The organism is Methylacidiphilum kamchatkense Kam1, assembly GCF_007475525.1.
In the GTDB taxonomy this organism is placed as follows: Bacteria; Verrucomicrobiota; Verrucomicrobiia; order Methylacidiphilales; family Methylacidiphilaceae; genus Methylacidiphilum; species Methylacidiphilum kamchatkense.
In genome coordinates this window covers 1029276-1044540 of sequence record NZ_CP037899.1, presented here as the reverse complement: position 1 = coordinate 1044540, position 15265 = coordinate 1029276, and the positions used below count along the sequence as shown (strand labels likewise).

Below are 15265 nucleotides of genomic sequence, written 5' to 3'. Positions count from 1 at the left end.
GTGATAATATGCCACCATTTTCCCATTTATCTCCTATGACAAGCATTGCTTAAATGATGCTTTTCTAAATAGTTTTGATGATACTCTTCAGCGGGATAAAAAGGAGCAGCAGGGAGAATAGCTGTAGCAATTTTCTTTCCAAAATATTTCGATTTTTCTAAATTTTCTTTGGATTGAAAGGCTTCTTGTCGCTGTTCTTCATTATAATAAAAAACAATAGGTCTGTATTGCGGGCCAACATCAGGTCCTTGTCTTTCAGCCGTTGTTGGATCATGGATTTGCCAAAACAGCTCCAAAAGTTTCTTATAGCTAACTATAGTGGGATCATACAGCAGATAAACAGTTTCGGCATGGCCGGTCGTTCCCGTACACACTTGTTCATACGTTGGAAATGGCACAGTGCCTCCCGCATATCCCGCAACCGCCCAGATTACTCCTTCTACTTTTTTGAAAGAATCTTGAATGCCCCAAAAACACCCTCCAGCAAATGCGGCTTGAGAAAGCTTCCTACCGTCAGTGGTAACTTTGTCATAAAAAGACTGTGGAGTGAAAACAAGCGAAGCGGAATTAACACAATAACGAAGGCCAGTTGGCTTAGGTCCATCTTCAAAAACATGTCCAAGATGAGCTCCACAGCGGGCACAAAGAATTTCGGTACGAATCATGCCTAAGGATAGATCGACTCTTTCCACGATGTTTTCCTTTGCAACAGGAGAGAAAAAACTTGGCCAGCCAGTGCCAGAATGAAATTTGGAATCCGAAGAAAACAAGGGAAGTCCACAAGAAGAACACTTATAAATTCCCTTTTGATGTATATCGAGCAAGTCTCCACAAAAGGGAGCTTCCGTTCCAGCTCTTCTTGTAATGCGAAAAACTTCTGCCCCCAACAAATATCTCCACTTGGCATCATCAAACTGAATTCTTTGAGAAGACACTGGACCAACGAGCTTCCCATCAATATCGATAAAATATAATTGCATGCTATGTTCCTTCTTTGGCTTCAAAATCGCTTTAAATCCAAAAACCGATCCTACAACAAAAATAATAAATATAAAAATTATACTCCTATTGCTTCCTATGCCCCCAAGTCGATTGAAATTCATCAAATTTAATAATTTTTAACTTTATTCTTCATCCACTAGTGTATAAGTAGTTTAGCCATTATTGGTCAAAACTGATAAAATAACAGTTTCAATTTTTTCCGTTGACGATGAAATTCACTATTTATAGTATATATAAACTTAATTTGTCTTCAACTAAGACAAAGGGAGGAGATATACGATGCCGAAAGTCGCAATCAATGGATTTGGGAGAATAGGAAGGCTGATTTTAAGGGCAATTGCTGAGCAGAAGCTTTTAAACGAGTTAGAAGTTGTTGCAGTCAATGATATAGTCTCAGCAGACAACCTTGCTTATCTGCTAAAATACGACACAAACTATGAAAGAAGTCCTTTTCCGGTCAAAAGCTCAAAATCAAAAGACAGCTTAGAAGAGGACGATTTACTTGAGGTCGATGGACATACCATTCAGTGTCTTTCCATAAAAGAGGGTCCTTCGGCGATGCCCTGGAAAGAATTAGGTGTGGACATCGTATTTGAATCGACCGGTTTATTTACAGCAGCTAGCAAGGCCATTGGTCATATCAAATCTGGAGCTAAAAAGGTTATCATTACTGCTCCAGGAAAAGAAGCAGATATTACCGTGGTCATGGGGGTCAATCATGAACAGCTCGATATGGGAAAGCATACGATCATTTCCAATGCTAGTTGCACTACTAACTGTCTGACTCCTTTGGTCCATGTGCTCCTGAAAGAAGGGTTTGGTATAGAAGAAGGATTAATGACAACCGTCCATAGCTATACGGCTTCCCAGAGACTTCAAGATGGTCCTTCGAAAAAAGATTGGAAGGGTGGAAGGGCCGCAGAAGGCAACATTATCCCCGCAACGACAGGAGCTGCCAAGGCCACTACACTAGTTATTCCTGAACTTAAAGGAAAGCTGACTGGAATGGCCTTTAGAGTTCCAACACCGACAGTTTCTGTAGTCGACCTCACGGTGAGAACTACAAAAGAAACAAATTATGCTGAAATTTGTGGGGCAATGAAAAAGGCCAGTGAAAGTTATTTAGAAGGTATTCTTGGATATACGGAGGAACAAGTGGTTTCCAGGGATTATTTGAAGGATTCACACTCCAGCATATTTGATGCAGGATCCGGAATTGCCTTAAATAGCCGCTTTTACAAATTAATTGCCTGGTATGACAATGAATGGGGATATTCCTGTCGTTGCGTTGATCTTGCTAAGTACATTGCAAGTCGGATCTGAGCGTTAACTATTTAAAAAAAAACAACTCTTTGATTTCGATCAAAGGAGGGTACTTATACCCATCAAGAAAGGATTTATTGTGAAAACCACTATTCGTGATCTTTCTTTAAAAGGCAAAAGAGTTCTAGTCAGAGTCGATTACAATGTACCCTTGGAACTAGACAAGGCCACCAATAGTTATGTGATTACCGATCAGACACGAATCCTTGAAACACTGGAAACACTAAAGTACTTAATAGATCAAAAAGCCAAGATTGTACTGATCAGCCATCTTGGTCGACCTAAAGGCAAAAAGAATCCAAAAGAAAGCCTTGCGCCTATTGCTCCTCTTTTAAGCAGATTACTCGGTGTTCCTGTCAAATTCGTAGGCGACTGTATTGGGCCAGAGGTAGATAAAGCAAAAGAACAATTAGCCGAAGGAGAAATTCTGCTTTTAGAAAATACAAGGTTTCATCCTGAAGAAGAAAAAAATGATCCAGAATTTTCAAAAGCACTTGCTTCTCTCATTGATGTCTATGTTAATGATGCTTTTGGATCAGCTCATAGAGCCCACTCCTCCACTGAGGGCGTCAGTCATTTTGTGAAAGAAAAAGCCATTGGATTTTTGATGGAAAAAGAACTGAAATACTTAGGTCAAGAGTTAGAAGCCCCAAGAAGACCTTTTGTTGTTATCTTAGGTGGAGCCAAAGTTTCAGACAAAATAGAGGTTATCAACCGCCTTTTAGAAAAAGCTGATAGCCTGTTGATTGGCGGGGCAATGGCCTACACTTTTCTCCTAGCTCTAGGACACAAAGTTGGCAATTCCCTTGTAGAACCTGATAAAATCTCTGTGGCCACTGAAGCCCTAGCAAAAGCAAATGAAAGAAATCTAAAGTTTTTGCTCCCCATCGATCATCTTGTCGCCACATCGATCGATTTCGAACAAAAAATAGCCAAATCCCTCGAATGGACTACTGGGATTGACATTCCTGAAGGAAGGCTTGGGGTAGATATTGGACTTCAAACCATGCAGTCTTACGGTCAGGAAATCAAAGGCGCAAAAACCATTTTATGGAACGGGCCTATGGGCGTTTTTGAAATCCCTGGTTGTGAAAAAGGAACTTTTTCGATAGCTAAAAGCATCTCTGAAAATCCTTCAGCTATTAGCATTGTAGCAGGTGGAGATTCGATCAAAGCATTGCACCAAAGTGGATTATCCAATAAAGTAAGTTTCATATCAACAGGAGGTGGAGCTACACTCGATTTTCTCAAAGGAAAAGTACTTCCGGGCATAGCATCTATTCCGGATAGATAATCAAATAATGCCTATGAATACCCGAAAAAAAATTATCGCCGGAAACTGGAAAATGAATAAAACTGTTTCCGAAGCAAAAGCTTTTGTCCATGCCCTTCTTAAGGAATTAGGCGACTATTCGGCTGCTGATATAGTGATCTGCCCTCCATTTACGGCTCTTCAAGCCGTTAGTGAACTACTAGATCATTCTTCTCATGTGCGTCTTGGAGCCCAAAATTTATATCCGGCTTCTCACGGTCCTTATACCGGAGAAATTTCTCCTTGGATGCTTAGGGAATTTTATTGCCACTATGTCATTGTTGGACACTCAGAGAGAAGAATTCATTTAGGAGAATCAGACGAGTTTATCAACAAAAAGGTTAAAGCCGCTTTAGCAGCCTCTCTGCATCCTATCCTCTGTATCGGAGAAGCACTTGAAGAACGACAAAGAGGCATTTGGAAAGAAAAAATAGGATCCCAACTAGAGTTAGATTTAATGGCTATAGAAGAAAAACAGGTTGTTGATTGTATCATTGCTTATGAGCCGATCTGGGCCATAGGAACAGGCAAAAATGCTACTTCAGAACAAGCTCAAGAAGTTCATTTTTTTATACGGGAGCAGCTGACAAAACTCTTTTCTGATCAAATTGCTCAAAAAATCCGGATCCAATACGGTGGAAGTGTCACTCCGCATAATGCCCAAGAGCTTCTTGCTTGCCCTGACATTGATGGCTTACTTATAGGAGGGGCAAGCCTTGACGTTCTCTCATTTTCCTCGATAATATTGAACAAGAAATTATAAAATAATATGTATGACTTTTTAATCGGTTTTTTTCTGGTTATCTATGTTATTACCTGCATTTTTCTTGTATTTGTCATTTTGATGCAAAGAAGTAAGCAGGAAGGATTAGGTGCTGCATTCGGTAGCTCTGTCACCGATACTTTATTTGGAGCTCACACCTCTTCAATTCTCATTAAAATAACGGTTTGGCTTTCTGGCACTTTCTTTTTTCTTTCGATATTATTAGCCTTTCTCTATGCTCATCGAGCCAGTAGCCATACAACTATTCAACAAAAGCTACATAAAGCCGATGTGGAGCAACACCAAACGCTTCCATCGAAAAAATAACCCAACACTCTTGTTGTTAACTAGTCTCAAAACTCTTTTATTGCTTTTTCCTTTGTTGAGCTCTTTTTTCTTATCCGCTTGCAAAGTAAAATCAACATCCGATCAAATCGTTATCATCAATGGGCCAGAACCTGAATCTTTAGATCCTCACGTTATAACAGGCCAATTAGAGGGAAGGATTGTCAAAGCCCTTTTTGAGGGACTGACTACATGGAATGCAAAAGGAGAGATTATTCCAGGAACTGCCGAAAGATGGGAGTGCTCGCATGATGGTAAATGTTATCGGTTCTATTTACGCAAAACTTTCTGGACTAATGGAAAACCAGTTGAGGCAAAGGATTTTGTCCTTTCTTGGAAGAGAGCTCTTGATCCCAATCAGGGATCTCGATACGCGGATCTTTTTTTTTGGATCGCTAATGCAAAATCTTATTATGAAGGTAAAATCAGCGATTTCTCATTGGTTGGCATCAAAGCTATTGGGCAATCGATATTAGAAGTACAACTTGAGGATCCGATCCCCTTTTTTCTTCAGCTTGTTGCTGAGCCTGTATTCTTTCCGCTCCCCATTGACACAATCAATGTCTATGGAGAGGATTGGATAAAAGTAGGAAACATCGTTTGCAATGGTCCTTATATTTTGGATGAGTGGAAGATCAATGATAGAATAGTCCTTAAAAAAAATCCTCGTTATTGGGCGCAATCCTCGATTAAAACAAAAGAGCTTGACTTACTTACCACCACTAAAGCTTCGACTGCTTTTAATCTTTTCTATTGTGGAATTGCCGATCTTATTCTTGACAAGGGACTCGTTCCTACCTTTTTTATAGAAAAAATTCGACAAAAGCCCTATTTTCACTCCTCTCCAATTTTTGCGACTTATTTCTATCGATTCAACACCCAACGCAAGCCTTTGAACGACAGCCGGATTCGCCGTGCCCTAGCTATGGCCATTGATAAGTCACGTCTTGTTAGAATAATAACTCGAGGGGGGGAACTGCCAGCTGGCTCTATCACTCCTCCCGGAATACCAGGATATAACACGCCTTCTGGTCTTCCCTATAATCCCGCAATGGCCAAAAAGCTTCTAGCTGAAGCCGGATATCCAAACGGTCAGGGGTTCCCTCCCCTTTCTATACTTTATAACTCTGGAGAATTAAACGAGCAGATAGCTACGGAAATTCAAGCAATGTGGCAAGAAAATTTAGGCATACATGTGGGACTGAGGAATCAAGAATGGAAAGTCTATCTCAATTCACTTTCTCAACTTGATTTTGATATTGCTAGATCAAGTTGGGTCGGGGACTATGCCGATCCCACAACATTTTTGAATCTTTTTACCCAATTTTCCTCTAACAATGAAACAGGATGGGTTAACAACCGATACGAAGAGTTGCTAACAAAGGCACAAAAAGAAGTTAATCGTTCCCATAGATTCCAAATCTTGCAATCTGCTGAAAAGATCTTGGTGGAAGAAGAACTTCCCATTGTTCCCCTCTATTTTTATTCAGGTATCTTGCTTTATGATCCAGAAAAAATTGGAGGTATTGAACCCAATCTTCTCGATGAACACCCTCTTTCAAAACTATTTCGCAAGAAGTAGCAAGAAAATAAATATTGGATTTTATGGTCTTGGTCCCGCCTCTTTCCCTTATGTTAATTATCAGCTGGCTGAATTAGGCAAAAAAAATTTGGCTCTTGTTTTCCCACCCACCTCTTTTTTGCGTCTTGACTGCATTGCAAGAGCCTGCAAAAGAACTGATTCCTCATTGACCATCTTTGGATACAGCAGAGGAGCCATATCAGCGATCAATCTCTGCAAAATGCTTCTAGCGAAACAAAAAAATGTGGATTTCCTATATCTTATTGATCCCATTGCCTACTTCACCAATCGTCTTAGTATCCCTGAAAATGTCATTCAGGGATTTGTGTGCTATCAAAGAAACGGAGCTAGAACCCCCTTTCTCTTTGGCCGCTTCGGAAAAGGAATAGCTGATTATGTTTTTTGTGGTCAAAAGACAAAGAATTTTATGATAGAACAAGCTTTTAAAATTGAACCATCAAGAGTAGTTATGCATGAAGATATGGTTGAGTATAGCTTGTTCAAAGCAAAAATAACCCTCGTCTCCCTGCTCAACGAAGAGTAGAATCCTTCAAAATACGTCTTACAACGTAAGGTAAAATCCCTCCATGAACGTAATAATTAAATTCAGCTTCATTATCAATCCGGCAGAGTAAGGAGATATTTCTTACTGTTCCGTCAGTTTTTTTTATTTCTAAAAGTACACGCTGTCCCGGCCGAATGAAATCTCTCGATTGAGGAATAGAAAACAGTTCTGAACCGTCTATACCTACCGATTTTATACTTTGACCGGGTTCAAACTGAAGGGGCAAAACACCCATCCCAATCAAATTACTTCTGTGTATTCTTTCGAAACTTTCTGCAATAACTGCTTTGACTCCCAAAAGTTTGACCCCTTTAGCAGCCCAATCTCGAGAGCTTCCCGAGCCATATTCTTTTCCTGCAAATACAATCAGTGGCACCTGCTCTTCTTTATAAAGCATAGCTGCTTCATAGATTGACATCTCTTTTCCATCAGGCATATGTCGGGTGATTCCCCCTTCTTTACCTCCAACCATAAAATTTTTCAGTCTTACATTCCCAAAGGTCCCCCTTACCATTACATGGTGATTTCCACGACGCGATCCAAAACTGTTAAAATCTTGAAAGGCTACTCCCTTCTCTAAAAGATAACGACCGGCAGGAGAATGGAGAGGGATCGTGCCGGCCGGAGAGATATGATCGGTCGTAACAGAATCCCCAAGCAAGCATAATGCTCTAGCGTTAATAATAGGAGCAGGCTTTGGCGTTTCAGAATAGATAGCCTCCTCAAAAAACGGAGGATACTGAATGTAAGTATTTGACGGATCCCAGCAATAAAGTATTCCTTTTTGATAGTCGATTCTAGACCAAGAATCATTTTTTTCTAAAAACTCTTCATAAAGCCTACGGCAGGTATCTGGTTGAATAGTTTTATTTATTACTTCACGGATTTCTTCAGAACTTGGCCAAATATCTTTTAAAAAAACCTCTTTGCCATTTTGATCTCTGCCTAGTGGATCTTCCAAAAGATTTTTGAAGATAGATCCTGCAAGCGCATAAGCAATAACCAAAGGAGGCGACATGAGAAAATTGGCTTTTACTGAAGGATGAATTCTTGCCTCGAAATTTCGGTTTCCAGAAAGAACGCTGGCAACCACCAGATCGTTCATTTTTATTGTCTGCTCAATTTCCTCAGAAATAGGTCCGCTATTCCCAATACAAGTTGTACATCCAAAGCCAACAATGCTGAATCCAAGCTGATCCAAGAATTCTTGAAGGCCGCTTTTTAATAGATAATCTTCAACGACTCTAGAACCAGGAGCAAGAGAGGTCTTCACAAATCCAGGGACCTTCAATCCCTTGAGAACAGCTTTTTTTGCTAATAGTCCCGCCGCTATCATTGCAATAGGATTAGAAGTATTGGTACAACTAGTAATAGCGGCTATGACAATAGAACCATCTCCAATTTCAGTCTGCTCATTGCTAGGTCTAAAAGGATAAGAATGGATTCTATATTTTTTTTCTATCTGTTGCGGGTCCTTACCGTAGCCCTGCGAAAGCGCTGGTCGAGTCAATAATGAGTAAAACTTTTTAGGAAGTTCTGAAAGAGAAATTCTATCTTGTGGTCTTCTAGGTCCGGCCACCGATGGTTCTACATTACCCAGATCAAACTCAAAAACATGAGAATAAATGACGTCGGAAGTTTCGGTAGGCACTCCAAAAAGATTTTGAGCTTTATAGTACTTTTCGATCAAATCAATCCAATGCGGCTCCCTGCCAGTTTGCTTGAAATAGAAAAGGACCTGCTCATCGATTGGGAAAAAACCCATTGTTGCTCCATATTCTGGAGCCATGTTTGCAACGGTCGCTCTATCTGGTACAGACAAAGAAAGAACACCAGGACCAAAAAATTCAACGATTTTTCCAACAACTCCTTCTTGTCTCAATCTTTCGGTAAGAGCAAGGACAAGGTCAGTTGCAATGACCCCTTCTTTGAGAGTCCCCACTAATCTGACCCCAACCACTTCCGGTATAGACATGTAGTAAGGTTCTCCAAGCATGGCTGCTTCAGCTTCAATGCCTCCCACTCCCCACCCAACGATTCCAAGTCCATTAATCATTGTGGTATGGGAATCAGTTCCCAACAAAGTATCGGGATAGAGAACCGTTCTCTGATCTTCTTTTTTGCTTAAAACACCCTTGGCCAAATATTCAAGGTTAACTTGATGACAGATGCCTATCCCAGGAGGGAAAATTCTAAGACGCGAAAAAGCTGACTGTGCCCATTTTAAAAAAGAATATCTTTCTTTATTTCTTTCTAATTCCTTTTCTAAATTATATTGAAGAGCCCCTTTGATCCCAAAAGTATCCACCTGAATGGAATGATCAACAACGAGATCTACCGGTATAAGTGGCTCGATTGAGCGTGGGTCCTTTCCCGCCTTTTGCACAACATCTCGCATCGCCGCTAAATCGACTAACAAAGGGACACCAGTGAAATCTTGAAGAAGGATCCTTCCGACATAAAAAGGAATTTCATCTTTTGAAGGAGACGGCCAAGCAAAGAATTTTTCAACATCTTCTTTTTTGGCTTTACCTTCGCAAGCATTTCGAAGAACAGATTCCAGTATGAATCTCAAAGACAGGGGAAGTTTATCTAAATTGGGGAAAAACTGACGCTGAAGCTCTGGAAGGCTGTAATAAGAATAAGTCCCCTCCAATCCCGCCACAGAAAAGGATCGTACAATTCCAGTAAGAGAAAAAAAAGAATTCATAGTTCTATAAAATATATCAATGTTATTTTCTTTTTGTTATGAATTTTACAACTTTATCAAGAAAAATCATTTTTCTTTTAAATTTTTAGGATAATCTAAATTATTAAAGTAACAATCAATGAAGAAAACAAACAGACAATCAACTATACAACTTAGCACTTCTCAAGAAGATTATCTCAAAGAAATCTTTCTCCTTTCTGAAAGAGGAGAGCCTGTCACCACTTTAGCGCTAGCACAAAAAATTGGGGTCAAATCCGCCTCTGTCACCGATATGATCAAAAAACTAGTGGAACTGGGGTTAGTTCAAAGAAAACCCTATCAAGCCATCTATCTTACTGAAGCAGGCAATCGCGTAGCTTTAGAAATCCTTCGACATCACCGTCTCCTGGAAACATTCCTAGCAGAAAAATTAGGCTACCGCCTCGATGAAGTACATGGGGAAGCTGAACGGTTGGAGCATGTCATAAGCGAACAATTTGAAAAAGCAATTGCCCGGATGCTTGGTCATCCTCGAAGGGATCCTCATGGTGATCCTATTCCTACTTTTGACCTGGTGATGCCAACCGACACCACTGAAAGAACGCTTTACTCTCTTAAAAAAGGAGATAGAGCTCAAATTACAAGAATCATGTTACAAGATAGACAATCCTTAAAAAATTTCAAGACCCTTAACTTGCTGCCAGGCACCCTCATCACAGTCTTAGACAAATTCGAAGACTGCATGCAGCTTTCCATCTTAGGGCAAGAACAAAAACCAATAAAAATTCCTCTATATATAAGTGAAAAGATCATGATTGTCCCTTCTTCCTTAACAAGCGGAAAAACCCAATAACATTTCAATATACCTTCTTGCTGCAGTCTTCCTTTTTAAAGATAAATGAAAAAAACAGAAAGAGAATTTCAGCTAAAACGTTCTCAAATTGATTCTTGGGTCATACAAAGAGCAAAAGAAATTCTTGAAGGAAAAGAACCCAAAATAATAAACAGGTTTTTTCCGTTCATTGGACCAGCCTTCATTGCAGCCATTGCTTATATCGATCCTGGAAACTATGCTACCAACATAGAAAGTGGCTCAAAATATGGATATACTCTTTTATGGGTGGTCTGTTTTTCTAACCTGATGGCAATATTTATCCAATGGCTTTCTGCTAAAGTAGGGATGGTTACTGGGAAAAACTTACCTGAATGGATAAGAGATTCCATTCAAAGCCCCTTTTTTAGATATTTTTACTGGATTCAGGCTGAAATCATGGCTATAGCCACAGATCTTGCTGAATTCATTGGCGCCGCTATCGGCTTTAAAATTCTTTTTGGCTTTCCTCTCATTTGGGGTGCTTGTCTGACAGCAATCACCACTTCCATCATTCTTTATCTACAAAAAAGAGGGTTCAGACTGATGGAACTAATTGTTGGTGCTTTTGTGGGGATAGTCGCCCTATGTTACCTGCTCGAATTGTTTATAGCTCACCCAGATAGTGGTTCTATCCTTTACGGATTATTTATTCCACATTTTCAATCTACTGAAAGCATCTATTTGGCAGCCGGGATTCTTGGAGCCACCGTCATGCCTCATGCTATCTATCTTCATTCGGCCTTAACCCAAGATAGAATTAATACAACTGATTGCCTAAGCAAAAAAAAATTACTTCAGTATTCCTTGGTGGATGTTTTTTTGGCCATGGGAATTGCTGGTGGTGTTAATATGGCCATGCTGATTGTTTCCGCAGCCATTTTCCATCAAGGCAATATTGCTCCTAATGGTTTGGAAATGGCTTATCAAACCCTCATTCCTGCCCTTGGTTCTTTTGCATCGACCATTTTTGGACTTTCTTTGCTCGCTTCGGGAATTTCTTCATCCGCCGTAGGGACGCTAGCTGGACAAGTAATTATGCAAGGCTTCGTTCATTTTACCTTTCCAATATGGTTTAGAAGACTTTTTACCATGTTGCCAGCGGTCTTTTCCATTTTACTCGGCATAGACAGCACCAAACTCATGATTTTTTCTCAAGTGGTACTAAGCTTTGGGATCGGCTTTGCGCTGATCCCTCTACTCCTTGTGAATCAAAATAAGGCCATTATGGGAGTATTTAGCGCAAGTCCTTTAGTATCCATAATAGGATGGGCCATCGCTCTTTTTGTCATTCTGCTAAATATATTTCTTTTAGTAGATTCGATATCGAAAATTTTTTAAAATTACAAACCGGTGATGATTTTATCTGTTCATTCCATACAAATAATAACTCAGTGAGAGTAATTTAAAACAATCTGATATGAATAACACCTCAAAGCCTCTTTTGCCTTCTGCTAAACCCCATTCTCCTAGCCTTTTTAGCGAGCTAGACATCCATCATTTTAAGAATGGAACCCTTTACAACCTTTACGAAAAATTAGGATCTCATCTTACAAGTTGGCAAGGAGAAAAGGGAGCGTATTTTTCGGTGTGGGCTCCCAACGCTGAATCAGTCTCTGTGATTGGCAGCTTTAACCAATGGGATCCAAAAGCAAATCCTATGGTTTTCAGGGAGGATCAAAGTGGCATATGGGAAATCTTTATTCCAGGGGTAGTCAAAGGAGATCTCTATAAGTACTATATTAAGTCCAAAGCCAACGGAATTGTTACGGTCAAGGGTGATCCTCTTTCTTTTTTATGGGAAACCCCTCCCAAAAGTGCATCTATTGTTTGGCATTTAGACTATACATGGCTCGATAAAGAATGGATAGATAACAAAGAAAAAAACAATTGTTTAAATTGTCCATGGAATATTTACGAAGTGCATCTTGGATCCTGGCAAAGAAAAAAAGAAGAAGCCAACAGATTTCTGACTTATAGGGAGATTGCCCCTTTGCTAGCCAACTATGTCAAAGAAATGGGTTTTAGTCATGTCGAATTCCTCCCAGTAATGGAACATCCATACTACGGATCCTGGGGTTACCAATGCTTGGGTTATTTTGCTCCTACCAGTCGCTATGGGACACCTCAAGATTTTATGTTTCTCATTGATTATCTGCACCGAAACGGTATCGGAGTGATTCTAGATTGGGTGCCTTCTCATTTTGCCACTGATGGGCATGGGTTAGGATTATTCGATGGCACACACCTTTATGAGCATGCCGATCCCAGACAAGGCTATCATCCAGACTGGGGAAGCTATATTTTCAATTATGGAAGATATGAAGTTAAAGAATTTCTCATTAGCAGTGCCCGTTTTTGGATCGAAAAATATCATGCAGATGCTTTGAGAATTGATGCAGTCGCTTCAATGCTTTACCTCGATTATTCAAGAAAGCCTGGAGAGTGGATTCCCAATAAATATGGGGGCAACGAAAATCTCGAAGCCATAGCTTTTCTACGCACCCTAAGCGAAACCCTTTATCAAGAATTTCCTGGCATACAGCTTATTGCTGAGGAATCGACGGCTTATCCGTTGGTCACACGACCCGTATATGCCGGAGGCCTTGGGTTTGGATTCAAGTGGAACATGGGCTGGATGCATGATACTCTCTTTTATTTTTCTCTCGATCCCATCTATAGAAAATATCATCAAAATCGGCTAACATTCAGTGCCTGGTATGCTTTTCAAGAAAACTTTATTCTTTCTCTATCCCATGACGAAGTAGTGTATGGAAAAGGCTCTTTGCTAAGGAAAATGCCTGGAGATAACTGGCAGAAATTTGCAAATTTACGTGCCCTATTTTCTTACATGTACTTTTTTCCTGGGCATAAACTTCTCTTTATGGGTGGAGAATTTGGTCAATGGGATGAATGGTATCATGAAAAAAGCCTTGATTGGCATTTGGCCTCTGAAGGATTCCACAAACAGCTACAGTCAATGGTGAAATATCTTAATTTCCTTTACAAATCCGAAAAAGCCCTCCACGCTAATAATTTCTCTCCCAACGGCTTCTATTGGATAGACTTTTCAGATTATGAAAAAAGTATCATAAGCTTCATAAGAAAATCTCCTGACGAAAAAGATCATATTCTTTGTGTTTTTAATTTCACTCCTGTTCCAAGGCTCAATTATCTAGTAGGAGCCCCTTTTGCTGGATTTTGGAAAGCAATTTTCAACAGCGATGCCCCGGAGTATGGCGGCAGTGGTTTGGGCCTTACGAAAGGAGAAATGGCTTCACCTCTCGTTTGGCAAGGCCAACCCTATTCTCTTTCTCTTACCCTCCCTCCCCTTGCTTGCATCGCCTTTAAAAAAACGCATGAAGATAAGCTCGAAAATTAAACTTGCCGCTTTCCTTCTTTTCTTCATTATCGGGACGCTAGGATTTGAAATGGCTTGGGTCTCTGCTTTATCCTTAAAAAATATCCGACAAATTCAGCTTCTTTCTGAAAAAATTCGATTGCTAAACGACATCAAATTGCTTGGATACAAGTTAATAAAAGAAATATCCGATTATATCGATGGCCAGAACCCTTATGACAAAACTGATTTTCTCTATTTTTCAACGCTCATAAACGAAAAGCTTGTTTCGATTGAATCTCTTTTTTCAGACAATGAAGAAAAGACTTCCTTTGAGGCTATTAAAGAGCAGTGGAAGAACTTGAATAGCTGTAGCTTAGGAATACTCGAAGAGGCTACAAAATTAACTAGAAAAGAGCTATTGGAAGCCAAAAAAGAAGAAATAGAAAAAAAGGAATATTATCAGTTTGACAAAGTAATCGCTGATTTTCAAAACAAGGTCTATTTACAAGCAATTAATAGTATCACAGAGAAAGAACAACAGTTGGTGAGCTTTAGTCAAACTGTTTTCCCTCTCAGCTTCCTTTGCAGTGGAGTTATTCTATGGTTGGTCTATAGATGGCAAAATCTCGGCATTTCTCTTCCTTTGCAAAAACTGATCGAAGTTGTTGAAAATGGAAAAGCAGAGCCTAAAAAAATAATTTTCCCCTCATTCCATGGAGAAATAGGAAAACTGTCTGAGGCCTTCGCCCATCTTTTTGAAAAGATTGACAAATTTCAAAGCAAACTTATTGAATCAGAACGAATAGCATCGATTGGAGCAATGTCTGCAGCTGTTGCCCATGGAATTAAAAACCCTCTTTCGAGCATACGGGCTTTAGCTGAAGTCTCTTTGCTTCAAGACAATCTGGATGAATCTGCAAAAGAAACTCTTAAAGAAATCATGAAAGAAACGGACACGCTTAACAACAGGATTAATCATCTTCTTTCCTACACAAAACCATCAGTTCCAAATCGCCATCCAACCAATCTAAATGATCTTTTAAAGGCACTCATTCCTAGTGTTTCTCGAACACTTCCAAAAGCTATCACCATCGATTTGCAACTGGATCCTTCCTTACCACCCATTCTTTCTGATTCCTCGCAAATTGAACAAGTGATTCTAGAGCTGCTTGCTAATGCTATCAACGCGAGTGAAAAAGGTGGTTTAATTCAAATAATCACCCGTTCTGATCTCGTTCAGAAAGCAGTCCTTCTTGAAATTATTGATCATGGTAAAGGCATTCCTAGTGCTATCATGGACGCAATCTTCCAACCATTTTTCACCACATCTACAGAAGGAACTGGTCTCGGTCTTGCTATTGCTAAAAGATATTCAGAACAAAATGGCGGACTATTGACCATACAAAGTGAAGTAGGCAAAGGCACTACTGCAAGTATTAAGTTTTCAAGCTTTAATGGCTAAGGACAAAA

Annotated in this window: 12 protein-coding genes; 10 read left to right on the top strand and 2 right to left on the bottom strand. The window is 39.8% G+C overall.

Features of this window, described 5'->3' with window-relative positions; genetic code table 11:
- Positions 1-26 precede the first annotated feature (26 nt).
- Positions 27-980 carry a bifunctional methionine sulfoxide reductase B/A protein gene (locus kam1_RS04910; RefSeq protein WP_235277373.1) on the bottom strand — a complete coding sequence of 318 codons (954 nt, stop codon included), beginning with the start codon at positions 978-980 and terminating at the stop codon, positions 27-29.
- A gap of 301 nt (positions 981-1281) precedes the next feature.
- On the opposite strand from kam1_RS04910, the gene gap reads away from it, so the two are divergent.
- The 6 genes from gap (at position 1282) to kam1_RS04880 (ending at position 6871) form a co-directional block, all read left to right on the top strand.
- Positions 1282-2325, top strand: coding sequence for a type I glyceraldehyde-3-phosphate dehydrogenase (gene gap / locus kam1_RS04905; RefSeq protein ID WP_143958287.1), 1044 nt, complete (start codon positions 1282-1284; stop codon positions 2323-2325).
- 76 nt (positions 2326-2401) lie between these two features.
- A complete protein-coding gene (locus kam1_RS04900) occupies positions 2402-3619 on the top strand; it encodes a phosphoglycerate kinase (RefSeq protein ID WP_079254261.1) in 1218 nt (405 codons plus the stop codon).
- A 13-nt stretch (positions 3620-3632) separates the two neighbouring features.
- Positions 3633-4400 (top strand): triose-phosphate isomerase, encoded by a 768-nt coding sequence (gene tpiA / locus kam1_RS04895; protein WP_039721742.1) that lies wholly within the window; start codon positions 3633-3635, stop codon positions 4398-4400.
- A gap of 6 nt (positions 4401-4406) precedes the next feature.
- The gene (secG, locus tag kam1_RS04890; RefSeq protein WP_039721650.1) at positions 4407-4727 is read left to right on the top strand and encodes a preprotein translocase subunit SecG; all 321 of its coding nucleotides are present in this window, start codon (positions 4407-4409) and stop codon (positions 4725-4727) included.
- Between the two features lie 10 nt (positions 4728-4737).
- On the top strand, positions 4738-6327 hold the full coding sequence (locus kam1_RS04885) for a peptide ABC transporter substrate-binding protein (RefSeq protein ID WP_235277381.1): 1590 nt from the start codon (positions 4738-4740) through the stop codon (positions 6325-6327).
- Complete coding sequence (locus kam1_RS04880) at positions 6272-6871, top strand: alpha/beta hydrolase (RefSeq protein WP_235277383.1); 600 nt, start codon at positions 6272-6274, stop codon at positions 6869-6871. The genes kam1_RS04885 and kam1_RS04880 overlap by 56 nt, the downstream gene beginning before the upstream one ends.
- Here the strand turns inward: kam1_RS04880 and acnA are convergent.
- Positions 6858-9602, bottom strand: a complete 2745-nt coding sequence (gene acnA, locus kam1_RS04875) for an aconitate hydratase AcnA (RefSeq protein WP_039721653.1) — start codon at positions 9600-9602, stop codon at positions 6858-6860. The genes kam1_RS04880 and acnA overlap by 14 nt on opposite strands.
- A gap of 118 nt (positions 9603-9720) precedes the next feature.
- On the opposite strand from acnA, the gene kam1_RS04870 reads away from it, so the two are divergent.
- The 4 genes from kam1_RS04870 to kam1_RS04855 all read left to right on the top strand — a co-directional run bounded on the left by kam1_RS04870 (position 9721) and on the right by kam1_RS04855 (position 15257).
- Complete coding sequence (locus tag kam1_RS04870; protein WP_039721654.1) at positions 9721-10434, top strand: metal-dependent transcriptional regulator; 714 nt, start codon at positions 9721-9723, stop codon at positions 10432-10434.
- Between the two features lie 45 nt (positions 10435-10479).
- Positions 10480-11793 (top strand): Nramp family divalent metal transporter, encoded by a 1314-nt coding sequence (locus kam1_RS04865; RefSeq protein ID WP_039721655.1) that lies wholly within the window; start codon positions 10480-10482, stop codon positions 11791-11793.
- A gap of 79 nt (positions 11794-11872) precedes the next feature.
- Positions 11873-13834, top strand: a complete 1962-nt coding sequence (glgB, locus tag kam1_RS04860; RefSeq protein WP_052250493.1) for a 1,4-alpha-glucan branching protein GlgB — start codon at positions 11873-11875, stop codon at positions 13832-13834.
- On the top strand, positions 13812-15257 hold the full coding sequence (locus tag kam1_RS04855; protein WP_143958286.1) for an ATP-binding protein: 1446 nt from the start codon (positions 13812-13814) through the stop codon (positions 15255-15257). The genes glgB and kam1_RS04855 overlap by 23 nt, the downstream gene beginning before the upstream one ends.
- Positions 15258-15265: the final 8 nt, after the last annotated feature.